This window comes from Neolewinella agarilytica, assembly GCF_900110645.1.
In the GTDB taxonomy this organism is placed as follows: Bacteria; Bacteroidota; Bacteroidia; order Chitinophagales; family Saprospiraceae; genus Neolewinella; species Neolewinella agarilytica.
Genome location: NZ_FOFB01000036.1, coordinates 27,286 through 53,331 on the forward strand (window position 1 = coordinate 27,286; position 26,046 = coordinate 53,331).

The 26,046-nt window shown below is 53.4% G+C and carries 24 protein-coding genes and 1 tRNA gene; 7 read left to right on the plus strand and 18 right to left on the minus strand.

Annotation, left to right across the window (positions count from 1 at the left end; translation table 11 throughout):
* Window positions 1-43: 43 nt before the first annotated feature.
* Both BM123_RS21925 and BM123_RS21930 read left to right on the plus strand, forming a co-directional pair.
* On the plus strand, window positions 44-577 hold the full coding sequence (locus tag BM123_RS21925; RefSeq protein ID WP_090172948.1) for a TlpA disulfide reductase family protein: 534 nt from the start codon (window positions 44-46) through the stop codon (window positions 575-577).
* A gap of 233 nt (window positions 578-810) precedes the next feature.
* Window positions 811-1,395: a hypothetical protein gene (locus BM123_RS21930; protein WP_090172950.1), complete on the plus strand. Its 585-nt coding sequence runs from the start codon at window positions 811-813 to the stop codon at window positions 1,393-1,395.
* A gap of 138 nt (window positions 1,396-1,533) precedes the next feature.
* On the opposite strand, the gene BM123_RS21935 is transcribed toward BM123_RS21930, so the two are convergent.
* The 6 genes from BM123_RS21935 to BM123_RS21960 form a co-directional block, all read right to left on the minus strand.
* Window positions 1,534-1,908: a hypothetical protein gene (locus BM123_RS21935; protein ID WP_090172951.1), complete on the minus strand. Its 375-nt coding sequence runs from the start codon at window positions 1,906-1,908 to the stop codon at window positions 1,534-1,536.
* Window positions 1,909-2,064: 156 nt separating this feature from the next.
* On the minus strand, window positions 2,065-2,526 hold the full coding sequence (locus tag BM123_RS21940) for a hypothetical protein (RefSeq protein WP_090172954.1): 462 nt from the start codon (window positions 2,524-2,526) through the stop codon (window positions 2,065-2,067).
* Between the two features lie 94 nt (window positions 2,527-2,620).
* Window positions 2,621-4,933, minus strand: coding sequence for a TonB-dependent receptor (locus BM123_RS21945; RefSeq protein ID WP_090172956.1), 2,313 nt, complete (start codon window positions 4,931-4,933; stop codon window positions 2,621-2,623).
* The gene (locus BM123_RS21950; RefSeq protein WP_090172957.1) at window positions 4,934-5,494 is read right to left on the minus strand and encodes a hypothetical protein; all 561 of its coding nucleotides are present in this window, start codon (window positions 5,492-5,494) and stop codon (window positions 4,934-4,936) included.
* 206 nt (window positions 5,495-5,700) lie between these two features.
* Window positions 5,701-6,678 (minus strand): serine hydrolase, encoded by a 978-nt coding sequence (locus BM123_RS21955; protein ID WP_245748654.1) that lies wholly within the window; start codon window positions 6,676-6,678, stop codon window positions 5,701-5,703.
* Window positions 6,679-7,010: 332 nt separating this feature from the next.
* Complete coding sequence (locus tag BM123_RS21960; RefSeq protein ID WP_090172959.1) at window positions 7,011-8,597, minus strand: peptide chain release factor 3; 1,587 nt, start codon at window positions 8,595-8,597, stop codon at window positions 7,011-7,013.
* Window positions 8,598-8,964: 367 nt separating this feature from the next.
* Between BM123_RS21960 and BM123_RS21965 the strand changes: the two genes are divergently transcribed.
* Window positions 8,965-9,037 (plus strand) — tRNA-Thr (locus BM123_RS21965).
* 60 nt (window positions 9,038-9,097) lie between these two features.
* Here BM123_RS21965 and BM123_RS21970 read toward each other — a convergent pair.
* On the minus strand, window positions 9,098-9,343 hold the full coding sequence (locus BM123_RS21970; protein ID WP_090172961.1) for a hypothetical protein: 246 nt from the start codon (window positions 9,341-9,343) through the stop codon (window positions 9,098-9,100).
* A gap of 102 nt (window positions 9,344-9,445) precedes the next feature.
* Entirely contained in the window at window positions 9,446-9,610 is a 165-nt protein-coding gene (locus BM123_RS21975) for a DUF1328 family protein (protein WP_090172963.1), read from the minus strand.
* 140 nt (window positions 9,611-9,750) lie between these two features.
* Here BM123_RS21975 and BM123_RS21980 point away from each other — a divergent pair, with 140 nt between their 5' ends.
* Both BM123_RS21980 and BM123_RS21985 read left to right on the plus strand, forming a co-directional pair.
* The gene (locus BM123_RS21980; RefSeq protein WP_217642204.1) at window positions 9,751-10,344 is read left to right on the plus strand and encodes a M48 family metalloprotease; all 594 of its coding nucleotides are present in this window, start codon (window positions 9,751-9,753) and stop codon (window positions 10,342-10,344) included.
* Window positions 10,345-10,396: 52 nt separating this feature from the next.
* A complete protein-coding gene (locus BM123_RS21985) occupies window positions 10,397-10,912 on the plus strand; it encodes a PepSY domain-containing protein (RefSeq protein WP_090172968.1) in 516 nt (171 codons plus the stop codon).
* 152 nt (window positions 10,913-11,064) lie between these two features.
* Here BM123_RS21985 and BM123_RS21990 read toward each other — a convergent pair whose 3' ends face one another.
* The gene (locus BM123_RS21990; protein ID WP_090172970.1) at window positions 11,065-12,393 is read right to left on the minus strand and encodes an ABC transporter permease; all 1,329 of its coding nucleotides are present in this window, start codon (window positions 12,391-12,393) and stop codon (window positions 11,065-11,067) included.
* Window positions 12,394-12,453: 60 nt separating this feature from the next.
* The gene (locus BM123_RS21995) at window positions 12,454-13,398 is read right to left on the minus strand and encodes an ABC transporter ATP-binding protein (protein ID WP_090172971.1); all 945 of its coding nucleotides are present in this window, start codon (window positions 13,396-13,398) and stop codon (window positions 12,454-12,456) included.
* Between the two features lie 137 nt (window positions 13,399-13,535).
* On the opposite strand from BM123_RS21995, the gene BM123_RS22000 reads away from it, so the two are divergent.
* On the plus strand, window positions 13,536-14,813 hold the full coding sequence (locus BM123_RS22000; protein ID WP_090172973.1) for a diacylglycerol/lipid kinase family protein: 1,278 nt from the start codon (window positions 13,536-13,538) through the stop codon (window positions 14,811-14,813).
* Between the two features lie 138 nt (window positions 14,814-14,951).
* Entirely contained in the window at window positions 14,952-15,170 is a 219-nt protein-coding gene (locus tag BM123_RS22005) for a DUF4177 domain-containing protein (RefSeq protein WP_090172974.1), read from the plus strand.
* Between the two features lie 153 nt (window positions 15,171-15,323).
* On the opposite strand, the gene BM123_RS22010 is transcribed toward BM123_RS22005, so the two are convergent.
* From BM123_RS22010 to BM123_RS22045, 8 genes are all read right to left on the minus strand, one after another.
* Entirely contained in the window at window positions 15,324-17,150 is a 1,827-nt protein-coding gene (locus BM123_RS22010) for a M61 family metallopeptidase (protein WP_090172976.1), read from the minus strand.
* A gap of 108 nt (window positions 17,151-17,258) precedes the next feature.
* Window positions 17,259-17,582 (minus strand): hypothetical protein, encoded by a 324-nt coding sequence (locus BM123_RS22015; RefSeq protein ID WP_090172978.1) that lies wholly within the window; start codon window positions 17,580-17,582, stop codon window positions 17,259-17,261.
* 81 nt (window positions 17,583-17,663) lie between these two features.
* The gene (locus BM123_RS22020) at window positions 17,664-19,640 is read right to left on the minus strand and encodes a S8 family serine peptidase (protein ID WP_175489509.1); all 1,977 of its coding nucleotides are present in this window, start codon (window positions 19,638-19,640) and stop codon (window positions 17,664-17,666) included.
* A gap of 447 nt (window positions 19,641-20,087) precedes the next feature.
* On the minus strand, window positions 20,088-20,450 hold the full coding sequence (locus BM123_RS22025) for a hypothetical protein (RefSeq protein WP_139212038.1): 363 nt from the start codon (window positions 20,448-20,450) through the stop codon (window positions 20,088-20,090).
* 5 nt (window positions 20,451-20,455) lie between these two features.
* Window positions 20,456-20,719, minus strand: a complete 264-nt coding sequence (locus BM123_RS22030) for a hypothetical protein (protein ID WP_090172984.1) — start codon at window positions 20,717-20,719, stop codon at window positions 20,456-20,458.
* 126 nt (window positions 20,720-20,845) lie between these two features.
* Entirely contained in the window at window positions 20,846-23,203 is a 2,358-nt protein-coding gene (locus BM123_RS22035; protein ID WP_175489510.1) for a beta-N-acetylhexosaminidase, read from the minus strand.
* A 563-nt stretch (window positions 23,204-23,766) separates the two neighbouring features.
* Window positions 23,767-24,102, minus strand: coding sequence for a hypothetical protein (locus BM123_RS22040; RefSeq protein ID WP_139212040.1), 336 nt, complete (start codon window positions 24,100-24,102; stop codon window positions 23,767-23,769).
* 225 nt (window positions 24,103-24,327) lie between these two features.
* Window positions 24,328-25,791 (minus strand): type 1 glutamine amidotransferase family protein, encoded by a 1,464-nt coding sequence (locus BM123_RS22045; RefSeq protein WP_139212042.1) that lies wholly within the window; start codon window positions 25,789-25,791, stop codon window positions 24,328-24,330.
* Window positions 25,792-26,046: the final 255 nt, after the last annotated feature.

Consider the following 26,046-nt stretch of genomic DNA (forward strand, 5'->3'; position numbering starts at 1 on the left):
CAATTAAGGTTTCCGCCGTTTACCTTTCCTAGCCAAGCCATTCATGCGACTCCTCTCCCGTCTCCTTTCCCCCTTACTCCTTTTAACCTTACTCTGCACCTGCGGCCCCGCGCCCAAACCTGACGCTCCTCTTCCCCGCCTCGGCTCCGCCGATGCCCCCACCCGCTACGATAACTTCGCGGAGCTGGAACCTTTGTTTTATCAGTCAACAGACACCGCCTACGTCATCAACTTCTGGGCCACCTGGTGTAAGCCCTGCCGGGAGGAAATCCCACTGCTGGAAAAACTGGCCGGCGAACACCAGGGAGATCCCCTGCGCATCGTCCTCGTTAGCCTGGACACGGAGGAAAGCGCCATCAGGCGCATCCCGGCTTTCCTTGCGCAACACGCCCCTTCCCTGAACGCGGTTATCCTCACCGACGAAGACCCAGCCTGGGGCAAAACCATTGATCGGGTGTGGACGGGCTCCCTGCCCACCACCATCCTCTACCGCGGCCAACGCCGCTACGTCTACCGACGCAACTTCCCCACCTACGTTGACCTGAAGGGAGCCGTGGCTCCCTTATTTCTTAGGTAGGACTGGCCATCTCTTTTGTGCCCTTTGTGCCTTTGTGATCTACGTGTCACATAGCTGCGAAGCAGCCCTCCGCCCTTCTCTAACCTCCACGATCTCCGCGCGCAAACACCACCGCTGCGAAGCAGCCCTCCGTATTCAACCGTCAATCCCCGACAAGAAAGCCATTTACTTCCCCCCTAAGCTGAACCACTTCCAGCTTTTTCGTATTTTGAGTTCGCACCCGATCATCAGCTATGCGTAAATTCTATTCTCTTTTCCTGCTGCTAGCCCTTTCTGCAACGCTGAGTGCCAGCGAGTTTCGTGGTTTCTTACTCACCCGCGACGGCCTGCAGCTAACCGGCTATTTCAACTTGATTGAGTACAGCCCTTCGGGCAACTACATCACCTTTACCAATGACTTTGGAGACATCTACTCCATTCACCCGATGCTCGTGCGGGGCTTCGGCTTTAGTAAGGACGGCACAAGTTTTCGGTACATCAGCCGCTTTCACAACGGGCAATGGTATTTCCTGCGCGAGGAGATTTATGGCCGAACGCTACGGCTCTACCGCTTACCCGACAATGAAAATCATTGGGTAGACGATAGCCTGCTCAAACTCTACACTGACCCTCCGCCCACCTTTTATATCGGCTACGGAGAAGGTCAGTTATTACCCGTTCCCCGAGCAGGGTTTAAGCGCATTCTACGCGACTTCCTGTCTACCGCCAGCCCTGAACTAGCCGGTAAAATCGGTAAAAAAGGATATCGTTACCGAGACCTTTACGCCATTATTGGTCAAGTCAATGAATTGACGGGACGGCAACGGAGGAGGCTGTAGGTAGTCTGGTAGATCGGTAGTCTGATATAGCTACCGCTCGTTGGAAGCGTTGGAGAAAAAGTACAGCTGTCACAAACTTGCCGCCTGTGACAGCTGTAAAGTGCGGTAGCCTACAAGACTACAAGCACTACAAGAAGACTACTTCCCTCCCGGTCGGTGCCGGCGCCGCATCTTCGCTTTTTCTTCTTCGCGAATTTCAAGGTATTGATCCTTCTGTGCATCGGATAGCAGATCAAGGATCGCCCGTTCACGGTTAGCGCGTGCCATGCCAAGATCGGCCAGCGCGTGCTCCTTATTCTTTTTATTGGATTTGCGGACTTTTTTATAAGCCTCCAGGTAAGTATCCTGAATGTCCTGCAGAGCTTCTGCCTGATCGTCGTCCAACTCCAGCCTTTCAGCCAGTTGTTCGACATTGGCCCGATGAATGGCCTGCGCTTGGACATTCACCGGGCTTATCATAAAAATGGTAATTAACGCAACTGCAAAAAGCAGTCTGGAAAAATCGTTGTTCATAACCTCAATATTCGTTGTTCACAGTAACCACTTAAAAAAGCTGTTCATAGCATTAGTCACTCAGCGTAGTTCTTGTCAATTCGCTTCATGGCTATGACGGTAACAAATGAAAAACGACACATCAATATTGAAATTAAATTCGTTTCTAACGATTTTTTAACGACCACCACCTGGGCGACCACCGCCTCCGGGGCGACCACCCTGGCCTCCGCGATTGCGGCGCTGGGCTTCCGCTTCTTCCTGCATTTTAGTGTAGGCCGCCAGCTGGTCAGGGGTTAAGATGGCACTCATCTCTTTGGTCTGGTTAGCTCGCATTGCTTCCATTTTGCTGCGCATGGCCTGGCGGTCACCGCCAGCAGATTCACGCATTTCACGGGCCTGGGTAGCGTAGCGCTCGGTTATCTCCTTGAACTTGACGGTTTGCGATGCGTCCAGGCCAAGCTGCGCCGCCATGGCGTCAAGATCCGGGCCGGGACGGCCTTGCCGGGCGCCCGCACGACGAGCGTCGGTGGCTTCAGTGTTCGTTTTCGCAGGAGTCTGAGCCGTAGCTTTTGAACTATTACAGGAAGTGGTCATCAAGCCGCTGACTAAAAAAATCAGCATAAAAAACTTTTGCATTAGATAAGTATTTAAGATGCTCCAACGGAGCGATTCAAAGGTTTGACGCTTTGACGCACAGGAATGTCAAATCCTTCGCACTTATTCTTTTATTTTACCACTCGTAGCTAATTCTCAGTTCCACATTACGTCCGGAAGCGTCCGCGAAGTAACGCTGGCGGTCCAGATAATCCCGATATTGGGTATTGAAAAGGTTTTGGGCGGCGGCGCGCAGGTGCAGAGAACGGTTAGAAGGCAGGGGGATTTCCCGCTCCAGGCTAAGGTCCAGCAAACTGTAAGCGGGTGGTGGCACGAGGAAGTCCTGCTCGGGATCAAGCCGGCTTTGCCGGCTAACAAACAAAGCTTCTGCCCGTAGCTTCCAATGCTCTGCGGGGTAGTAATTAACGCCGAGGCGAAGGTTATCCGAAGGAACGTAGACCAGAGGCCTCCCTTCCGTTCGGTTGCGGCCCCGGACGATGGCCAGGCGGCCATCCACTTCCCAATCCGGGCGGGGTTGCCACCAGCTCTGAAAGCTTCCGCCATAAAGGAAAGCATCCCCCGCACGATAAAGGAAAAGAGGAAAGGCCCCACGGACGGTAAGCCGAAACTCTGGCTGCGGCTCCAGAAAAATGTAGTCACTAATCGGCTGGGCAAAGCCCGTAGCTTTGAGGCTAAAGCCTGCTCCGTTCAGCTGTAGCCCCATTGTCATTTTCAGCGATCGCTCAGCTTGCAGCGTACGATCTCCCTCTTCAATACCACTAACGCCCTGGTGCAGGCCATTGCTGTAAAGCTCGTTGATCTGGGGGGCACGTTCCCGGAGGGTCAGGCCGCCGGTAATGCTCAGGCGATCATTCGTCCGCCAGCGACCTTCCAGGCTTCCGCCGAAGGTTTGGAAAACGTGCTCGAAACGCTCCACTACCCGCGGCAGACTGCGGGTAATGGTGATGGCTTCGTAGAACTGCCGGTCGTAGCGCAGACCCGCATGGTACTGAAACCGGTCTTTTTCGTAATGGTAGGCAAGGTATCCGGAAGCCCGGTTAGCGTTGTAATCCGGGATCAGGGGCAGCACCCCCGTTCCGGGTTGGTTATCGTTGAAGGCAAAATCGTATTGCACGTTCGCGTCCAGATGCCGGCCGGAGCCCAATTCGCGATGCCAGGATCCTTCCAGCAGGTGGGTCCATTGCAGGAGGCTTAGGGCGGCCCGGTCGTCGGGGCTACCCCGGCGGACGTCAAACTCCTTCCGGTCATTGAGCTGTCCGCCGTAGCGTAAGGTGAAGCGATTCTCTTCGTTGGGACGAAACTCCGTCTCCGCTTTGAGCAGGTGGTGGGTCACCGTCTGCCGGGGAGAGGCGACGTCGTAGGAGAATTCCTCTTCGGTAAAAAAGGGCTCCTCCCGCCCGATGGCCAGTTCAAGGTCGGTCAGATTACCGACCTGGCTTCCACGGAGAACCCCAATCTCCGCATTGAAGAGGGAGTAGTAGAGCCGGCTCGTCCAGCGTTCGTTGTGAAAGCGGGCAAACTGCAGCGCCGCATTGGCTTCGCGGCGGCCGGTATTGCGGAGGTAGTAGTCCGGGCTTTGCTGATCTCCCCGCAGCTTTCCTGTCGCACTCAGGCGGTAGGCTGTCTTCTTTCCACTGTCCCCGATTCTGGCGTTGAGCACATGCCCGAGGCCATTGGACTGGAAGCCATAGCCGACCTTTCCCTCCGCCTCACCGTTAGCCCGCAGGGGCGCAGGTTCGATCAGCACGGTGGCCGCCACCGTGGGGCCGGCATAGCGCAGGGCTTCAACGCCCTCTACCACGCGGACGTAGGCCGCGACCCAGGGGTCAATCTCCGGGGAATGATCATTGCCCCACTGCTGCCCGCTCTGGGCGATGCCGTTGTTCTGGAGGCTGAGACGATTGCCGAAGAGCCCGTCGTGGACGGGCTTGGCGGCCGAAGTACCGCTGCGTAAGCTGCTTACCCCCGTGATCCGTTCCAGCGCATCGGAGAGTTGCCCCGTAGCCTGCTGGTCTTGTTCACGGGAGTAAGTAGCGTTCGCGGCGGCGGAGATGGTGACCGTCTCCGTGTAATTATCATGGTGGTGCAGGTAGACCGTCAGCTGTGTGTCCCGCTGCAGATCAATTGCCAGGCTTTTGCCGTCGCAGCCCAAATGGCTGAAGCGGAGCACCTCCGAACCGGCACAAAGGCCGGTAAACTCGAAGTAGCCAGCACTGTCTGCCTGAATACCAAGGCCGGCACCTTCGGCATAGATGGTGCCGTAGCCCAGGGCTTCCTCGTCGTGTTCACTAAGCAGGTAGCCGGAGAGGGTAAGCTGACAGCCGGCTTGCCCCTGCCTCCCAACCTGCTGTGCACCCGCGTCCGCGCCCCCGCCTAACAGCAGGGCGATACAAAGCATCAGGCGGTAGGGGACGACGGACTTTAGCATTTACTGCAGTTCGATATCAAAGGTAATCTCAGCGTCAATGGATCCGCCCGCAGCGGCGGGATTATTGATGGCAGCACCCATGGCTCCTTTGGTGGGTTCATGGCGCAGGGTAACCGTGAGGGTTCCCGTACCCGCGTCACCCGTAGTAAGCATGGTTACCAGTCCGATTGGATCGCCGAACGCGTCAGCGTCGTCATAGCTGAAGCTCAGGCTGGCTCCGCCGTCGCTGACGTAGAATACCTGGTGCTCCGCACCTTCCGTAACAATTTCTGAAACAATACTCCCCTCCTCGTTGCCAAAAGCCATCTGGCCGCGGTAGCTGGCATTAGCCATCAGCTGTCCGGTAGTAGTGAAGGTTGGTGCATTACCTCCCTCTCCGTCCGGGTCAGAAAACCCAAGGGTGACCATCTCTTGCGGACCGTTAGGGAAAAGCGTCAGCGTAGCGGTGGTGATCACCTCTTCTTCGTTCTCGATGATGGGATCATCGTCGTCTTCACAGCCAAAGGTGAACAGGAGGATGCTGAATGCAAACAGGAAAGGAATTAATCTAAGGTTTTTCATTTGGTCTTGTATTTAGGACCGCAAGGTAGCGGAGTTTTTCGCTTTATTGCAACAAAGTCGCAATAATAATTTTAGAAAGGTCGCCTGACAATTGAACTTCCTGGCAGAAAGCCAGGGAAGTGCACCACAAAAAAGCCCTTCCCGCCAGGCGGGAAGGGCAAACAACAGTCATGTGTATTGTGGGTTGAGATCAACCTCTCAAAGCTCTACGACCGGGCGAGCTTGTCAAGGACAAGCCCCAGGTCGCGAATAATCTGTTCACCGTCCGGATCTTCGACGATGGCAGTCATAATGTAATTTCTTTCGGGGCCCTGTACCATCGCCACGTCAGCGTGGAAAACGGACCAGGAACCAGACTTGCGGTATACTTTGGCGTTGGGGGCTACGCGGTCCAGCACGCTCACAAACTTGTGGTGCAGAGCGGGATCAACCAGGTAGCTCATCATGGTGGCGCTACTCTTCTCACTCACCAACTCTCCGTTGGCGAGCAGGTAGAAGTAACGGCAGATCTGTTCGGTGGTGGCAGCGTGGCTGATTCCTCGCATGGGGTCCGGGTAACGGCGGCCGCCAGCGGCGTAGCGCTTACCTACCCACAATCCTCCTCCGAATTCGGGATCGTAGAGACGGTAGTTGGGGTCCGTCATGGTACGTTCGATGTTCTCGAAGCCTACGCGGTCGATCATCCGGGTTGTAGCGGCATTATTAGACTTGGCGATCATGAGTCGCATATCGGCTTTCACCGCAGCGGTTTCTTTCAGCTCTCCACGCTCGATGGCGTCTTGAGCAGCAGCCAGCACCGCAATCTTGGGAAGACTTGCGGCATACATCATATGACGGCCGTTGAGGGTGCCGAAGCGAGGCTGGTCTTCGTTGCTCATATCCACAAGACCAAGAGATAATTTCTTGTTGCGGTAAAGCTTAGACCAAACCGGGTGGGCCAGAATCTTAGCCTTCATACTTGCTTCCAGTGACTCATCCTGAAAACTACGGAGGGAGGCAGTTGGCTCTTCCATAACGGGAAAAGCAACTTCCTTGAGTTCAGCAGGAGCTTCAAAAGGAATGGGCATGAAGAACGCCGAGCTAACACTCAGCTGAGAATTCAAGCGGTTGGCATCGAAACCAGTGCTACTCATGAAGAGGACCGCAACGATGGAAAGAGATAAAGACAAAAAGCGTTTAAACATACAGTATTATGTGGTGAATATATCCGGGCCTTCCAAAACGAAAACCCGATGAACCTAACTGTCAAATGTTTGCGGGGAAAAGGTATGTAGAGCGCTAAAAAATGATGAAAGAATGTAAATGCGCTTCTATTGTAGACACCCAAAGGTAATCTTTGTTGACCAAAGGCCAAAATCATGGGGTGTGAATGGGGTGTTTAACGTTTTTTTAAGGGTGCAGGTTGCAAGTTGCAGGGTGCAAGGTTTTGCCAAACTTGCACCTTGCACCTTGCACCTTGCACCTTGCACCTTGCAACCTGCAACCTGCAACCTGCACCCTGCAACCTGCACCCTGCCTAAAGTTCACTAGTCTCATGGAAGCGAATATCCGGATGGTTATCGCGGGCCATCTGCAGCGTCCAGGCACTGTCGGCCAGGTAGACCAGACGGCCTTCTTTATCGTGACCGATATGCTGGCGGCGGCGCTCTTTGAAGGCCTGGAGTTCTTCGTTACTGTTGGCCGTTACCCACAGAGCCTTATGCAGATTAATGGGCTCGTACTTTACCGTTGCGCCATACTCATGTTCGAGGCGGTACTGGATGACGTCGAACTGCAGTGCACCGACACAACCGATGATCTGGGCGTTGTCTACGTCCCGGGTAAAAAGCTGGGCAACGCCTTCGTCCATCAGCTGATCGATGCCCTTCGCCAATTGCTTTGACTTGAGCGGATCACCATTGTATACCCGGCGAAACTGCTCCGGGCTAAAGCTGGGGATGCCCTTGAAGTGCAACTCCTCCCCTTCCGTGAGGGTATCTCCGATTTTAAAGTTGCCGGAATCGTAGAGACCGACAACGTCGCCGGCAAAGGCCTCGTCCACTACTTCTTTTCGCGCCGCCATGAAGCTGGTGGGGTTAGCGAATTTCATCTTGCGCCCCTGGCGTACGTGCAGGTAGTTGGTATTTCGCTCAAAGGTGCCCGAGCAGATACGCAGGAAAGCGATCCGGTCGCGGTGGCGGGGGTCCATGTTCGCGTGAATCTTGAACACGAAGCCGGAGAATTTATCTTCATTGGGCAGCACATCCCGCTCTTCCGCATTCCGGGGGCGGGGCTCCGGGGCAATCTGGACGAAGCAGTCGAGCAGTTCCTTTACGCCGAAGTTATTCACAGCGGAGCCAAAGAAAACGGGGCTGATGGTCTGGTCCAGGTATTCTTCCCGTTTGAAGGTCGGGTAGACTTCGTTGATCATTTCCACTTCCGAGCGAAGCTCTTCGGCGGCGTCTTCGCCTACCAGCTGGTCCAGTTCCGGATCCGCCAGATCATCGAACTCAATCGTTTCTTCGGGGCGGCCCTGCTTATTATCGGGGCGGAAGAGTACGAGTCGTTGCTCGAAGATGTTGTAAACACCCTTGAAGCGTTCTCCCATGCCAATGGGCCAGCTCAGGGGCGTACAGGGAAGTTTGAGTTTTTGCTCTACTTCGTCGAGCAGGTCGAAGGCTTCCTTGCCCGGCCGGTCCATCTTATTGATGAAAACGATGACGGGGGTTTTGCGCATACGGCAGACCTCGACGAGCTTTTCGGTTTGTTCCTCGACGCCCTTGGCGACGTCAATGACCACAATCACGGAGTCCACTGCCGTCAAGGTCCGGTAAGTATCCTCGGCAAAGTCTTTGTGCCCTGGTGTGTCGAGGATGTTGATCTTCTTCTCCGCATAGTCGAAGGCCATCACCGAAGTGGCAACGGAGATACCCCGCTGGCGCTCAATCTCCATAAAGTCGGAGGTCGTGCTCTTCTTGATCTTATTGCTCTTTACCGCACCGGCTACCTGGATAGCACCACCGAACAGCAGCAGCTTCTCGGTGAGCGTAGTTTTACCTGCATCCGGGTGAGCAACGATGCCGAAGGTGCGGCGACGGGCGATTTCTTTGGTCTGGTTGGTCATAAGCGGGGGCAAAGATAAGTGAAAGAGTCAAGCAGTCAGAGAGTCAGGGAATCAAATAGTGGCTGCCGCGAGGGAGAGGCACGCTCAACCAAAAGGTGCTATGATAAAATTTGAATACACCAATAAGACTTGGTTTTACGTCTCTTTAGGAAGCAGGTGAAGGGGACAAGTACGCACCTGAATACAATGAGAGTATGCGTCTTTTCAACGACTTCAACTAAAACCCTATCGACAGAAGCCTGTAACTCAAAGCCGTAGGTCAGGCTATTAGACACCCAAGACCATAGCTGATTTGCTCCAAGACTTTTTGACTCTAAAACTGTTTGACTATTTAACTCTTTCACTTATCTTTGCGCACCGCAAATAAGCCGTCCTAGCTCAGTTGGTAGAGCAATTCATTCGTAATGAATAGGTCGTCGGTTCGAGTCCGATGGACGGCTCATAGAAAAAGCCCTTCTCTGCATCTGCAAAGAAGGGCTTATTTTTTTCTCGGAATGCGTCTAATACTTATGCAGACGGCCCGTGGTGGCTGACTTTCCTTTACGGAGAAAGAACAGCACGCCTATCAAAATGAAAACGATCAATCCTAACCATAGGAATGGAGTTTCGTACCATTCGACCGGCACTTTGGTGGTCGGGCTGTTAACGTTATAGGGGGACTCCTGGTCAGCTTGCGCCAGCAGAGAAAAAGCTCCCAGGGCAAGGAAAAACAGAAGGGTTAGTATTTTACTTAAGGCAGAAGACATCATTACGGTTTTTTGGCTAATGTTGGAACTGCACCTGACTACGAGTCAGGTGCAGTTTCGCTCAGGTAATTTCATTTAAGCGGTGATCCGGCAATCGGGCATCTACGCCTTTTTCAGAAGACCAGATAACAGACTGACAACAAGCAGTACCAGAAAGATATAAAAGACGATTTCTGCGATTCCTGCCATTGCACCGGCGATGCCGCCGAAGCCGAGAACACCGGCGATAATAGCAATGACGAAAAAGATGATGGCGTAGCGTAACATAATTGATAGTTTTATTAAGGTTTTGACTAATGAACTGTTTTCCAGTTGCTTACACCCCTTTAAACGCGAGCCCAAATCTGGATGTTCGGCCAGGTTAAAAAAAAACCAACACCAGGCGGATAATTTCCGTTACCTAAAGTATGACCCCAAAGGAAACTCCCGTTATTTTTCAAAACGTTCAAAGCTCGCTTTTACGAGAATGGTTTTCAGAGACCCTTGCAGCATACCCTGAGCTGAAGGGAAGAAATATTTATCTGCGAAAACTATCGATGAAGCGAAGTACGATGCGTGCTCAGCCGGTGTTCAACTGTTCTTTTTTCCGGCGGGCTACCCGCCACTACCGGGTCGACTTTAGTGACCACCTGGAAGTAACCCGCCACGTTTGTGTACAGGAACTTCCTAAAGAGGTAGTCATCGGTTGGTTCGCGCATGAGCTGGGCCATATTATTGACTATCTGAACCGGCCAGTATTGGGCATGATCAGCTTCGGACTTGGCTACGCTCTGTGGTCCAGGTACATGCGCGAAGCGGAACGCCGGGCAGACACCATTGCCGTCAACCACGGCTTCGGGCAGGAGATTCTGGCCACCAAGGAATATCTGATGAAACACACTACCCTCCCACCCCACTACAAAAGCCGGCTAAAAAAATACTACCTCTCTGCTGACGAGATCGAAGGCCTCATTCTCGCCTGGGAAGAAAGCAGAGAGATGCCAGCGGTAGTGGAACTCTGATTTCACTATTTAGATTCAGTCTACCTATATTTGCCGCTCAATTGAAAATACCATGGCAAAGAATAGTGATATCAACATCAAAGCGAGGGTCATCCACCGCTACCTCGGCTTCTTCCTCGCTGGCATTATGTTCGTCTATGCCCTGAGTGGTATAGTTCTGATTTTCCGCAAGACGGATTTTTTGAAAAAGGACGTGCAGGTGGAGCAGCAACTCGCCACTAAACTGCCGGCTAATGAGGTAGGCAAAGCACTCAAAATCAAGGACTTTACCGTAGACCGTTCTGAAGGGGACACCTATTACTTCAAAGGAGGAAGCTACAACGCTGCCTCCGGTGTGGCCGTACAGACCAAAAAGCAGCTCCCTTTCGTCCTTAATCAGATGACCCACCTGCATAAGGCCACGACGAACGATCCGCTCTACTACCTTAACATCTTCTTCGGCTTTTCCCTGCTCTTTTTTGTGCTTTCCGCCTTCTGGATGTTCCGCCCCAACACGGATGTTTTCCGCAAAGGGATGTACTTCACCATTGGCGGGATTGTGCTGACGTTGATCTTATTGTTTGTGTAAAGAGAGGAAGAGTGAACAGTCTCAGGTCAGTTCACACTGCTCCTTTAACTTTCCCTGCACCTGCGGTCAGCGCCCATCTGCCTTTCAGGTATTCTTCTGCACGCTGTTGCGACGACCTCCGCGCGAATACCCCTTAGCTGCGCAGCGGCAGATCAGTACTTAGAGAACAACCAGCGCCCCATATCCCGCAGGGAGCTCTTTTTTCCGTAGTTCAGAATACCGACGCGGTAGATCCGCCCCGCCAGCCATACCATGGCTCCGGCAAAAGCGACCACAATGATGAGGCTAAGGACGATCTGCCAAACGGGCGGTTCGAAGGGTAGCCGGGCGGGCATCACGATCGGCGCGAAGAGCGGAATAAAGCTGGACCAAACGGCCAGGCTGGAATTCGGTGCCTGCATGGCTGCCATCATGATGTACAGCGCCAGAATGACGGGAATCGTGATCGGAATGGTAAGACTCTGTCCTTCGCCGAGGTCGTCTCCCATCGCCGAACCAACGGCGGCGAACAGGGCTGCGTACATGAAGTAACCACCCAGAAAATAAATGATAAAACAGGGGATGATGACCCACCAGTTCATCTCCATCACACCGGCCATCACCTGCTCCACCATGCTCTGCATTTCCTCGGGGTCCATGTCCGGGCTCTGCGGCATTTGCTGAGCGGCGTCGGCGTCAAAACCGAAGAAAATCGTGACCAAGAAGATCACGCCGGGGATCAGAACCATCCAGGCCAGCACCTGCGTAAGCCCAACCGCACCGACTCCGATGATCTTCCCGAGCAGCAGTGTAGTGGGTTTCACCGAGGAAATCACCACCTCTACAATCCGGTTCATTTTTTCTTCCATAACGGAGCGCATCACCATCATACCGTAGATAAAAATCGAGAGGTACATCATGAAGCCCATGATGGTGCCCAGGCCCGCACCTACGACACCGGCCATGCTGGTATCTTCGTTTTCGCCCTCGGCGACGGTGATCTTTTTAGACCGGATGGCAACATCCGTATCCAGCGCTTTCAGCGCAGTTTTATCCAGCTCCAGCTGCCCGATTTTATAGTCACGCATGGCCTTTTCAACCCGCCGTTTAATGGCGATTTCCATGTCGAGCGACATCGGTTCATCGCTGAAGTATTCAATGCGAAAGTCCCGTGCCCGCGGGTTTTTCACCACCGGAATGTGCAGGATTGCGTTGTAGCCACCCTCCTGGCCTTCCAGTATTTCGGCTTTTATGGTCTCGACATCGTCATCGACGAACTTAAAAAAGAGTCCCTTTTCGTCGGGGATGGGCCCGCTGAAAACGTCTCCATCGTCGACCACCGCAATCCGGCTCACCTCATCGTTTTCGTAGCTGAAAATAAACTGCACGACCACAAAAAAGACCGCCAGCCCCAGTGGCGTCAGCAGGGTGGCCAGGATAAAAGATTTCCGCCGTACGCGGGTGATGTATTCACGTTTGATGACCAGCCAAAGGTTATTCATAACAACTTATTTTAGGGCGCTTACCGCAGGATGCAAAGAGGGGTTATAAGAGCAGTGAGCTTAAGCTTCCGCTGAGTCAAAAGGGTTCGTATTCGTAGGGTCAAGCTGGGTTACCTGCTTGATGAAGACCTCGTTGAGGCTGGGGAGCAGCTCCTGAAAGCCGACGATGTGGACGTCGTGATCGAGCAGGTAGCGCAGCAGGTCGTTGGCCTTCTGGCCGGGGCGCAGCTGGATATCCACGCCGGAGGGCGTAGGGTTAATCAGCTCATACTGCCCAGCCAGGCCGGGCGGCAGATCTCCCTCGAATTCCAGGTGGAATTTATCATCCTGAAACTGCCGGCGGATCTCCGCTACCTTTCCCTCCAGGATGTTCTTGCCCTGGTTGATGAGGACGATATACTCACAGAGTTCCTCCACCTGTTCCATCCGGTGCGTGCTGAAGATGACGCCCGTCCCCTGCTCCTTCAGGCGCAGAATTTCGGTACGCATACGCGTGGCGTTCACCGGGTCCAGGCCGCTAAAGGGCTCATCGAGGATCAGCAACTTAGGGTTATGGATCACCGTAGCGATGAACTGAACCTGCTGCTGCATACCCTTACTGAGCTCTTCGACTTTTTTCGACCACTGATCTTCCAGGTTGAATTTCCCCAGCCATTCGCGGGCTCTTTCCTCAGCCTCTTTTTTGCCCAGCCCCTTCAGGCGGGCCAGATAGAGCAATTGCTCTCCGACGTACATCTTCTTGTACAGCCCACGCTCTTCGGGCAGATACCCGATCTGCGTCGGGTGGTAACCACTGAGTGGTTCACCCTGAAAGAAAATTTGCCCGGCATCCGGAGCCGTAATCGTAGTGATCATCCGGATGAGCGAGGTCTTGCCCGCACCATTCGGTCCCAGCATCCCGAGGATGGCATCGGGCGGCATGGCGAAGGTTACGTCGTCAACGGCGACTTTTTCCCCGTAAGCTTTACGGACGTCTTTAACTTCAATAATGGGAGGTGTACTCATGTTTACCAGTCTTCAGAACTAGTGAAGGCCAAAAAAATTAGCCGTTAAGGATTCAATGCTTGGCCGAATGTCCGAAAATAAATGGGAAGCACAGCTTTCTCCCGACGAATTGCTGCTAAAACTCGACCTTTAACACCATGGATGCACCTTCCACCTCGTGGCACTTCCTGCTAAACCCCGCGGCTGGCCGCGGGAAGGCGAAGCGGCGTTGGCAAAAGATATTACCTCGTTTACAGGCCACACTACCGGGCATGAGCTGGGCCGAGAGCACGACCGAAACCGGGCTGGCAGCGCTGGCCGAAGCTGCCGTACGGGCGGGCCATACTCACCTCGTGGGTATAGGTGGTGATGGCACTCACCACGATATTCTCAATGGCATCGTTGCCGCTAACGGGCTGGGGCAAGTTACTTACGCTCCCCTGCCGCTGGGCTCCGGTAATGACTGGGTGCGGACGCTGCGAACGCCCCGCAGGCTGGAAAACTGGCTCACGATGCTGGAACAGGAAAAGACCATTGAGCATGCCGTTGGGCAACTCTCTTTTAGCGACCAATACCAGGACCTCGAAGCGTCACGCAGTGACCTTCGAGCGTCCGGGTTGAAGCGGACGCTCGAAGACCCCTCAGGATCAAACAAGCGGACGCTCGAAGACACCTCAGGATCAAACAAGCGGACGCTCGAAGACCCCTCAGAATCAAACAAGCGGACGCTCGAAGACCCCTCAGAATCAAACAAGCGGACGCTCGAAGGTACCTCAGGATCAAACAAGCGGACGCTCGAGAACACCTCAGGATCAAACAAGCGGACGCTCGAAGGCACCTCAGGATCAAACAAGCGGACGCTCGAAGGTACCTCAGGATCAAACAAGCGGACGCTCGAAGGTACCTCCGCTTCGCTACGGGACGCTTCGAGGTCCGCTTCCCAAGTCCGTTACTTTCTCAACGTTGCGGGCATGGCCTACGACGCGGAGGTTCTCCGCCGCGCGGAGAAGAGCCCCATTAAGCATCGGCTCATCTATCCGGTACTGACGCTTCTTTTCCTGCGGGATTTTGTGGCCCCGACCGTACGCATCACCTACGACGGGCAGCTGTGGGAAGGCCCCGTGCATACCATTAACCTCGGCATCGGCCGCTACAGCGGCGGCGGAATGCGCTTAGTCCCCCAGGCGGAGCCGACGGCCAGGACGCTGGCCCTCACCTTCGCCCAGCGGCTGTCGGCCTGGAGAATCATCGCCGAATCCTGGCGGTTTTACGCCGGCTCCATCGGACAAGTGAAGGGGGTAACCTTAACCTCCGCTACCTCCGTTCACATTACCCCGCTCAGCGGCAGGCTGGAGCTGGAAGCGGACGGAGAATGGTTGGGAGATGGGCAGGTAAAAGCTCGATTACTGGACGAAAAGCTTAGGGTCGTCATTTAAAGCTACAAGCAGGCCATTACGGCAAAATGATCTGAGGGATAACGCCGTTACGGACTTCATCGATTATTCCTTTGCTTTGATCGAACACTTTTTCCTGCGTTCAAAGCTAAGCTATCTTGCTGGCAAATCCATTTACCCATGTCTAACTACGAGCATAAATCTCTTATCTATTCCACCAAATTCCGGAGCGCTACCGACACCGAGGCATTCGATAAAATCATCAATGATTCGGCCAGCAATGGTTGGGAGTTCGTCTCCGCCACCTCGCTGGCCACCAACATGTGGGATCACGGCAAAACCAGTGGTGTACTGCTCACTTTCCGCCGGGAAAAATCCTATCGCAGCGACCTTATTTAGTATGTTGGTTCTTTGGGCTGCCGCACGTTGGATGCACCCTTCTATGCAGCTGGGGTAAGCGGGCTCAAATTATAGCAGGTTTCAGGATACTTTCACCTGAAACACCTCCCAAATTCGGCAGCCCCAAAAGACCGACGAACCAAAAGACCAATTCTACTCCGTCCAGAACCAGGCCTTCCGCGCTTTACGGGCTTTCCCGTTGGGCTTTTCATCCACGGAAAGAAGCAGGGTCGGGCTGGAGGCCGCCTGAAAGCGGCCCGTTTTCTCCTGTCCCAATTGCCGGAAGGTTACCTCATAGAATTCTCCGATTTTCAGCTCTGAGGTTAGTTTATCCCAATCTTTGGTGGAGGTTACCGGCTGCCCGTTGAGGCTTAGGATTTCGCTGTTTTCATCAAGTCCGGCAGCGTAGAGCGGGTTGTTTTCTGCAATACCGCCGCGGACGGACACCACCCCATCATTCTCCCGCAGGCGCAAGCCCATGAAGCCAACCGAGTCTGGTTCTGCCTGCGTCAGTTGCAGGCCGTAGTTGTCCAGCAAAGCGCCGATGTCGGGTAATTCGCTGCGGTAGACATGATCGGCAAACCAATCTTCCGCCCACTGCTGATCGCCAACGACATCGCCGAGGGCCAGTTGCAGATCACGGATGTGATAGGGGATTTCAGTTTTACCGTAGCGCTTCCAGATTAGCTTCATTACCTCATCCAGGTTGTGGCCCCGTTCGCGCAGGGTCAGGTCGAGGGCCAGGGCAACCGTGGCTCCGTAGGGATAGTAGCTCACGAAAGTATTCGAGAAATTATCCGGATCATTTGCCGTAGCAGCATCCACAAAGGGTGCCTGCTGGCTCATTTCCACGGGGCTCCGGTAGCCTCTTCCCGGGCGCAGCAACACATAGTTGAGTTGGCCGGTCAGGCCCCTGGCGTAGTCTTCCAGGCTCAACACCCCGGCGCGGACCAGTGAAAGATCATCGTAGTAACTCGTAAATCCTTCGGCGAACCAAAGCTCCCCACTCATATTAGCGTGGTCAAAACTGAAGGGTTCCAGGCTGGCCGGCCGGATGCGTTCTACGTTCCAGCAATGGAAAAACTCGTGGCTGACGGTACCGATGAGTCGGCTCGCAAATTTTTCCAGCCCAACGGGCGCTGAGCAGATAGTGGAATTGCGATGCTCCATACCATCGCCTCCGATCCAGGGATTATAGCTGCACAGGAAGGTGTACTTGCCGTAGTCGAAGTCCGGCAGTTCGCCGTATACCTTTTGCTGGGCGAGCACGATGTCTTTCGTCCAGGCCAGATAGTCATCGAATTCTTCCTGGCTTCCTTCGTGCATCATGGCCACTTCGATGGTTTGCTGCTTACCGTCGGGGTTTTCTACCCTGAAGTCGCCGCGCATAATGTCGCCAACGATGGTGGGCGAGTCGAAGAAATAATAGTAGTTCGGCGCTGCGAAGCGGCGCTGACCGAGGTCTACCAGCTGAGTAGCTACTTCCCAGCCGGGCCGCTGCCCCGCTTTGATTTGCAGCATGACCGGCCGGTCATTGAGTTGCTCACCGTACAGGAAGCTCGCCGGCATATTGAGGTGCAGCTTACGATCGTCAATACCGGAATAAGTGCCGTCTCCACCATTAGCGAAGAGCGTGTACTCCAGCCGTACGAAACCGTCGTGGCCAGTGATGGCCCATTCCGTCAGGTCTTCCTGACTGAGATCCAACACGGAGCCTTCGGAATCAAAAGCAGAGAGCTTATAAACGTTCTTGGCAAAGTTGTGCACTGCATAGCGCCCGGGGCTGGACTGCGGCATCTTAACCGTAAACACTCCCGGCTTTACGGCCGGGAACTCGACCGTGATACGGAGTTCATGCTGCTGCACATTGCTTAGATCGAGGGTGTACGTGATGGTTCCCGGGTGATCAGCGACCCAGTCGAGCTGGGCAGTGAGCGTCGTCAGGCATAAGCAAAAGAAAAGGGCGAAAAGAAGGCGCATAAGGGCAATGGATTGATCAGGAAAGCGAAGGTAAGCAATGAGGGGAAGTCACTCTGCTCTGCCTTCCAACCATCATTGGACCTGCGTATGCGCCGCCTTATATGCTGATCAATTACAAAGCTCTGCCTCCAGGTCAGCCTTAGCCTCATCCACTGCCTCTCGCCAACTGGCGGTATAGAGCACGGTACAATTTTCGTAAGCCCTGATGGCATCCAGCCACGCCAGGCCAGAATCTTTGTAAGCTGCGCAGTTGGCGGGCGTGGGGTCATTGGAGTAGGCCGATGCAGCCTCCTGCCACGCCGTCAGAGCCGGGTTAACCTCGTCATTAAACAAGGCAGCATTACACCCATCCGGGTTGACCACATTTTTAACGCATCCGGAGCTTAAAGTGAAAAGGAGGGCAGTAGCACAAAAGAGGAATACATTTTTCATTCGGTATATGGGTTTGTTTGCCCCTTTATACCAACGAAAAGAGAAGCGTTACAGGCTCCATCCGATTTTTTTGCCCCCTCTTTACAAAGTATTCAATGGCCGCAACCAGGGTTCGCGGGCGCCCATGCTCACCATTTTTTGCTTAGCGCTATCAGCGGCAGCACGGGTGGCATAAGGGCCTGCGAGAATCTTAAAGGCCGTTCGCCCGTTGATGCTGCTGATGTTAACCAACACTGGCAGCTGGTATTTACGCTCCAGGTTTTCTACTTCCTTAAGCACATTGGCAAATTCGTTATTCACCGAAATTTGCAGCCCGAAACCGCTACGTGCCTGTCCCTGAACACTGAAACGGAAAAGATTCGTGCCGGTGACGGAGGGAGCAGAAGGCGGCGCTGGCGCAGGTGCTGTGGGAGTTGAAGGTGCCGTGGGAGTTGTCGGTTGAGTGACCACCGGCGGAGTTGGAGTGGGAACGGTTGGCGTTGTTGGCGCAGTTGGCTGTGTGGGTTGTGTCACCGTACTTCCGGTGCCTTTCAGGCGCAGGGCTTCCGTGACCGCCCGTTCGGCGTTAACGCGGCCGTAGCCATATTTGGTGGAGTAGCCGGAGGAGTCATAGTCCCAACGATTACCGATTTTATCAGCCGTGCTTTCCAGAATTTGCTTTACCTGAACGCTGGTGAGATTGGGATTGGCGGACAGGATAAGCGCACAAATACCGGCAACCAGCGGAGTGGCCGAGCTCGTCCCCCCAAAATGCTTATAATACGGCCCGCGATCAATGCCATCCACATAGTATCGCTTGTTGACGGGCATGCCGGCATTTCCCTGGTCCCAGCTGGCGCGGGCGGCCAGAATCGGCCAGCCACCGTCAGAAGGTGCGACGACGCTCAGTCCCCGCCCCCGGTTACTGTAATTAGCGTGAGTGTCGGAGCTGGTACTGGCCCCTACGGCAATGACGCCCGGAATGTTGGCGTAGTAATTGATGTATTCCCGCCCTTCGTTGCCTGCGGCGAAGACCACCACACAGCCCTTACCGTTACGGCCGCTGGTGAGTGCTTTTCGGATAGAACGTTCGTGCTCTGCGCCCGGGCGGTAGCGCGGGTCGATGGTTCCCCAGCTGCAGGAAATAACGTCTGCCTTGTTGCGGATACAGTGGGTAAACATCCGCTCGGTGAGAAATTTAGAGAAGGTTAAGCCGTGCAGGGGCATCAGCCTCGCCAGGGGTGCGGCACCTACCAGACCGCTGCCATTGGCGGCGGCAACGGCCACACTTGCGCAGGGGGTGGCGTGATCACCGAAACGGGAGCCCGTTGGCAGGGTACTGCCACCACTACTAATGCTTAGCGGTGCTACGGACTTGCCGCGCAGGTCCGGATGGTTGAGATCAAACCCATTATCGATCACCGCAACGATGATGTTGGAGGAGCCAAGATTGCCCAGTTTTCGCCAGGCACCCTGAACCCGGGCATCAGCCCCGACTTTCAGCGGAAAATTGGGCACATCCGCAACGCGGCCATCATTCTGCAGGTGCCATTGGTGGCCCAGGAGTCCGTCCCGGGGCGCAACGAAGTATTGATCCAGGGGCACGTCCAGGTCAGGATAAGCCTTCCGTATCATACTCAGTTTCGTCAGCGCCGCAGATACCTTGAGTGGGTTGGGGCTGTTGGCGGTTACCTTACAGACTACGACGCCATCTTCGCGATCTTCCAGGATGTCGAGTGCGAAGGCATCGAAGATGACCTGTCGTTCGTCCATCCCAACCCCTTCGGCCATTTCTACGTAAAGAACACCGGTGGCCACCACCGGGCGGTTGTCTCCTTCCGCAAAGTAAACGTGGGTCCCGACCTCTACATCATCGTGGGCCCGGGCCCGGTCCAGCGCCTCGTCAACGTTTTCATTCGGATCAAGCGTAACGACCTCAAAGCCCCCCAAATCCGGGATCACTTTGCTTTCTACCGCCTCCATATCAGTCCCCTCTACTTTCTTCTTCAGGCCAACTAATTTAGTGGACTTGGTAAGCATCAGGTTACCGTTCTCTGAGGGGATATTAATCTGGGACATGGGAGGAGTGTAGTCTTGTGGTTCAGTAGTCTTGTTGGCTGCCGCAACCTGGAAGTGCGGTTTTAACTCAGCAGGCTTACGGCGGGTAAGATAGGGCTTTGAGACAAAACGCGTTTTTGGTAATATGAGCCTTTCCCTGTCTGCCGCTTCTGATCTCACATTAGCCCGGGGATAACGTACAGCATTTCTGTAATCAAACAGATTTTCCTGCCGGCTTACTTGCAACAGGCTTTTACCCAACAGTGATTTTTGCCGCTGGACTGGTCGCACGATTCGATTACGCACCAATGGCTTTTTCTGCCAATCTATCCGCACCAGTCTTTTTTTCATTAGGGTATTGTTTTGCGTGCTTATCAAGGATAGGCCACGCTGAATCGAGGCATAAGATACTGCGTGCGGCCTTTTCTCAGCGGATACACCAGGGCAAAAGATACAGCGGATGAGCCGTCAGCCTTTCGTTTCAGCCAGTTCTTTTCCCGGATTAATGGCCCACCAAAACCAACCGAGCCCCAAGGCATAAAAGAGATAATCCCGTTGATCGTACACAAAGGCAGGTTGCCAAAGCGGCAGGAGTTCCTCCGCTGCCAGTGCAAGCGCCAGGCCGGCAACGACGGTTTCCAATCCACTCATCCGCCGACGCCCAAAAAACCACCAGCGCTCCTGCAGGAATAAACCCAGCATAATGGGCAGAAAAAGCAGTGGGTCCAGGTAGGCGTCTGCTAAAGCCAGTCGAATGCCAAAGCCATATTGCAGCATCTGATGGGCGGCAAAGACCAACGCCGGCCCCCACCAGGTGTATTTGCCCAGCACCCTCATCAGGCTACGGCCAGAAAAGCGAACATAAAGCCTAGAATAATGAGCGGAGAAAGTGCCAGAAGTACCAGTATACCAATTACCCGAACTAAAATCTTCACCCCACCCAACCACAGCGGATCATTGGGGTGAAAGGTGGCCAGATTATCCCACCATTCATAGGCGGCTACTGCTTTGGAGCTGAGTTCTTCGCTGGCGGAGGGGGACGGTTCAGTGGGTTTTTCGGAATCAGCGTTTTCGGGCTCTTTTTGGTTATTGGTTTCCATCGTAAGAATTGAATGACTGGAGGTAAAATAGCGATTATGTGATTAGGAAACAATGGTTTGTAGCGTCGACTTCCGTCGACGAAAAGCTGCTCGCCACGCCGACTGAAGTCGGCGGTACAAGCAGCCTCACTCCACCACCAACTCATCCAAATAAATTCGAGCCCGGCTCCCAGCTTTATGATGGCCAGCGGGGATGGAGTTGAAAGTCTTCAGTTTCACCCGCAGACGCGTAACCTCCGCTGCTGGAAAATCAATTTGGCTTGAGACTTTGTTTCGCCCCTGGAGCGCAGCCGCAGCGGCTTGATCCAAGCTTGCCAGAGAACTAAACTTTGCACCTGCGGCAGCGCCTAAAACTTCGACCTCCACTAGCGGATAAATACCAGAAATGGTGTAGCGCAGCGTCGAAAATTGTAGCGAGCTCACCTCCGTTGGTTCATCAAACTGCAGCGTTAAGGTAACCTCATTTGCCGGAAACTTATGCCAATTCGTATCCACCGGCGTCAGGCGGGCATACTGAAGATTGCTCAGCTTGGGCAAAGCCTTTCCTTCAGCATCTGCAACTGCCATGCCGGCCGCTTTATGAATGGGCAAATCAAGACTGGCCGTATAGCCCACCGGTTCGCCGTTAATGAAAGATTGCGCCCGGACGATTCCTTCAGGACCAATCCGAAAGGGCATGGTGTACGGAGCAGACGAGGTGTCCGGCACACTCCCGTCCAGGGTGTAATGGACGTCCAGCCCATTGGCTTCCGTTTCCAATCGCACCTCAATACCATCCCCCACCCCAACATGATGTATCCACGGAGTGAAGGCACTGCCGGCATAACGAATCCCCTGCCCATCAAGGCGTTCATTGGCGTGTAAAAGACGTTGAATGAAGTCGTCCCAATTCTTCCGTTCCGGGCTTGTCCAGGCATTTTCCGCAACGGCAAATAAGCGCGGGTAGGTCATGTAGGTGTACTTGCCCCAGTCGCTGATGGACTCCGTCCACATGTTCGCCTGAATTCCCTTGATCATGGCGGCTTGTTCCGGCGTGAAGCCCTCGGGGATAACCTCGTAGTTGTAAACAGTAGACAGATGGGCTTTGGAGTAGCCGAGGTTCGGCTCCATATCATCATGCCCTTGTTTCAAATCGAGATAAGTGTATTTGCTCGGCGTCATGATGACCTCGTGACCTGCCTTCGCTGAGGCAATGCCCCCTTCTTCGCCCCGCCACGACATTACAACGGCGTTGGGGGCCAGACCGCCTTCCAAAATCTCATCCCAACCGATCATCTTTTTGCCCCGGGCGTTGATGATTTTCTCCATTCGGCGGATGAAATAACTCTGTAATTCTTCTTCCGTTTTCAGGCCCTGCTCCTGCATCATCCGCTGGGCGTCAGGATCAATTTTCCATTGCTCCTTATTGCATTCATCACCGCCGATGTGGAGGTAGTCATAAGGAAAAAGGTCCATCACTTCATTGAGTACCGCTTCGGCGAAAGCGTAGGTTTCTTTCTTACCGGGGTTAATGGTGTTGTATCGAAAAACACCACCGGTGGCCACCGCGGGAAGCGCCTTCACGCAGCCGATTTCGGGGTAGGCAGCCACGGCGGCCTGGGCGTGACCGGGCATATCAATTTCCGGAATAACTTCAATGTACCTGGCCTTGGCGTAGGCGACGACCTCGCGGACTTCATCCTGGGTATAGAAGCCGCCGTAGGTCGGCTTTTCGTCAGGCTGCAGCGGGGCGCGGCCCCACCAGTCGGAGATATTTTCATCAGTATTCGTTCGGTCAGCGCGCCAGGCGCCGACGCTGGTCAGTTTTGGGTAACTCTTGATCTCGATTCGCCATCCCTGATCGTCAGTCAGGTGCCAATGGAAGCGGTTCATCTTTAGTTCGGCGATGTTGTCGATCACCTGCTTGACTTCTTCGACGGTGAAGAAATGACGGGAGACATCGAGCATATAGCCGCGCCAGCCGAAGTTGGGCGCGTCTTTGATGGCGACGGGGGGGAGGGCGAGGGCGGGTGCCGGGTGCGGGGTGCCAGATGCGGGGTGCGAGGTGACGGGTGCCGGGTGCGGGGTGCCAGATGCGGGGTGCGGGAGTAGTTGATGTAACGTTTGAATGGCGTAGAAGAAGCCGGCATTATCGGCAGCCTTTATCTCCACCTCTTCAGGCTTGACGTCAAGAAGGTAGCCTTCTGGTGGTAAGCTGCTATCGGTCGTTAGCCGGAATTTCGTATCCCCCTTTACCATTACGCCGGGCCGTCGGCCAGTGATGTCGTTGACCTGGTCCAGAAAAGAGACCAGCAGGCTACCCTGGGTTTCATTTTCAACGCTGATGACCAGGTCTTCAGCAATCGCGAAGTGGCCCTGGCCTTCGGTTTGCTCCAGGGGTTGTGGTATGATCAGCGTTTTCCCAACGAGGAGCTCACTTTTCGGGGCGCGGCCGCAGGTGCAGAGGAGGAAAATCAGGAGCAGGGGGAAGAAGAATCTGAGCATGGGCTCGAAGTTAAGGGTTCCGATTCTGTTCTTATGACACATTTCAGGGCCGGAGGCCGGTCAACTGATCGGGGCGACGGCCCGGGGCGGGCTGGTGAAGTCTTCCGTACACTGCGGCCTCCTCGATGGTGGCGCGCTCACTGTGCCGGACCTTACGGTTTTACACATCGATGAACTTTTGCGACTCCGTCAGCAAAAGATGCAGCCGATGAGAAAACCTGGCGAGGGCAATACCGCTGAAATAAAAAAACCAGCATCACTTCACCTCCGATGCATCGAGCCGGTGGCGGATGAGGGGAGCTCATCGGTTCTTTAGTTAAGAACTATGCTTTTTTATGCGTTTGTATCCACAATCTGAGATCACAGGATTTCAGAAATTTGAATAAGGTACGCTCTAAGCATCTGGAAGTCCGGAGACAAAATTCAAGAGTTACTTCCTCACAAAAAAGTCGTTTAATCATACTGCCTCTCAGCTTATGATTAAACGACGTGAAATTCCTGAGTCTTTCGCTGTAGCCACTTTTTCCCAACAACGGGATGGAAGCTTAATGCTCATCCTGTCTTTATTCCCCAAACGAAGCGAGATCATCTTTTTTTTCCTTTTTAGGAGGATCATCTTCAATATCTGCGGGAACAACCTCGTCGGGGGGGTGATCTAATCTGCTTTGCTCAATGGCTGCTTTCAGGTCATCAAACAAGCGAGTAACCCGGAAGTCCGGAGAGATGAGAAAGTGTAGCATGCCAGCCATGACAACAAGTAGAAGCACCCATCCCACTAAACCTCCGTCTCCGGAGGTTGACTCAGCAGTTTTGCCAAGGTTTAGCCGGCGCAGGGTGTAGCCAATTCCTGCAATAAAGAGGATCAGGCCACCAACGATAAGTAATAGAAATTGAATCATGTTGAGTGAATTTTGCAATCTAAGTCCGGGAAATCCGGTATAGCAAAATTCCTCAGCGAGGCATTCTAAGTCAAGGATGTCGTACTTCATCGTGGGGACCTGAAGCAGCCTTTATCTGCCCCGAAAGTTCCTGCTTTTCTGCCTGATAACCCTGCGACTGCACTCTTTCCCTTCGGTACGGACATAGAACGACCCTGACATTGGCAAAACGGGAAAAAGATACTCTTACTTAAATTCAAAGTACTCCCGCAGGTAACGTCGGTGCTCGTCGTTGTAGTTGCTGTTAAACAGTAAAGAATGCAAAAAATAATCGCGCCACCATTTAGGCAGACAATCTCTTTCAAAATCGGACGCTTTTTCCAAGATACTCATTTTATCAAGAGAGGACAGTCTCCCTTCTCCGGGTAGCCCATAGATAAAAAAGGATCTCCGCAAAAAGCGAATAGCCGTTTCAGGTTCTCCTGGGTTGGCAAGTCGCTTATCAGAAAAGCTGGTTACACAGTTTCGTGCTTCTACAATGGAGAAGCGCAAGAACAGCAATAGCCCCATCACCACCATCCGGCCAAAGCAACGATCAGTAAACAGATTAAGCCCCGTCGCATCAGTAGTTGTAATCTGTGATGAATACCGAGTGTTCCCTCGCAGATTCATCGCCTGATTCCGTAGCGTTTTTATCCGGAAATCCATGTCTTTATTGAACTTCCCAGCAACAGCTTTTGCCGCTTCCAACTGTGCAATTACCGCAAGAAACTGAATAGATTCATTAATTCGTTCGTGCTGCTGGCGCATCAGTTTATTCTTTCGGACCCCATTAATAAAAATTCCATTATACAGCGCCAGTGGATCTACCTGTATTCTCGTCCCGCTCCAATCTTGAGCTCCCGCAATTTTTTTAGGCCTGAAATAGTCGACAGGATACCCCCGATTCAGGTTCCAGCTTACAACATCGGGAGTTTCGAAGCTACACTCATCTCCAATTATACTATGCTGGTAATACCATTTTTTCACGTCACCTAGCCCTTGTAACTCCCGGTCAAGCGTAGGATGCAAAACATACCAACCGGAATGAGGTAATACCCTCTCCTTCCTAAAAGCAAAAGTGGAGCCAGGCACAAACCGCTGTACTTTCCCATCAATTGAGCCTAATAAGCCAACCCGGTATAAGTAATCTGTGGCTTCTCTTGAAACCTTGCGTAATAGTGTACTACGGTCAGCGGCATTACTGACTATATTAGTCACAAACTGCTGCACATAATCATTCCTAAACCCTAAAATAAATTCCTGTTTATAGCCATGAAGGATTTCTGACCAGGCTACATCATTGACCTGTTCCCTGATGCTTTCTATCAGGTTGTCCGTAACGGGTAACTTTACCTCAGCGGTTCGATTGAATTTATCATACAATCGCTTTCCAATCATCACTATTTCACGCGGCCGGTGGAAGGTGTGCCGAAGAATGAAATCGAAGACAGACTCCGTTTGCGCCTCTCCGTGTTTATCGCACGCTGCAACGTGCCTGATTTTATCAAACCCAAAAAATCGCATAAAAGGCGAGTCCCCTTGTTTACCCCGCAGTTCCCGTTCGCGCATAGCAGCTACGTTATGAATGAAGATCTCCTTCAGCGCTTCTTTGCTGTATTTCAGTCGAACACAATAATCCTTGATATTAATAGCTTCCTGAGTTGGCATAGTCAAGGCATCTTCTCTGGCAGTAGAATATATTCGTACTCTTCCCTTATGCTTGGTATTGAGAGAATAGGCTACCCGCAGCAGCGCATATTGAGCATTTCGCCAGATCAAATAAAGGGTGTCGGGCGCATCTTCTATTAGGTACTTGTAATCTTCATTAAGAGCGTGTCTAAAATTATGATTTCTTCGATATAAAGGCTGTCAGTCGTATTTTGTAAGTCGCCAAACTATACAGAATATGACCAAGCAGTGGGC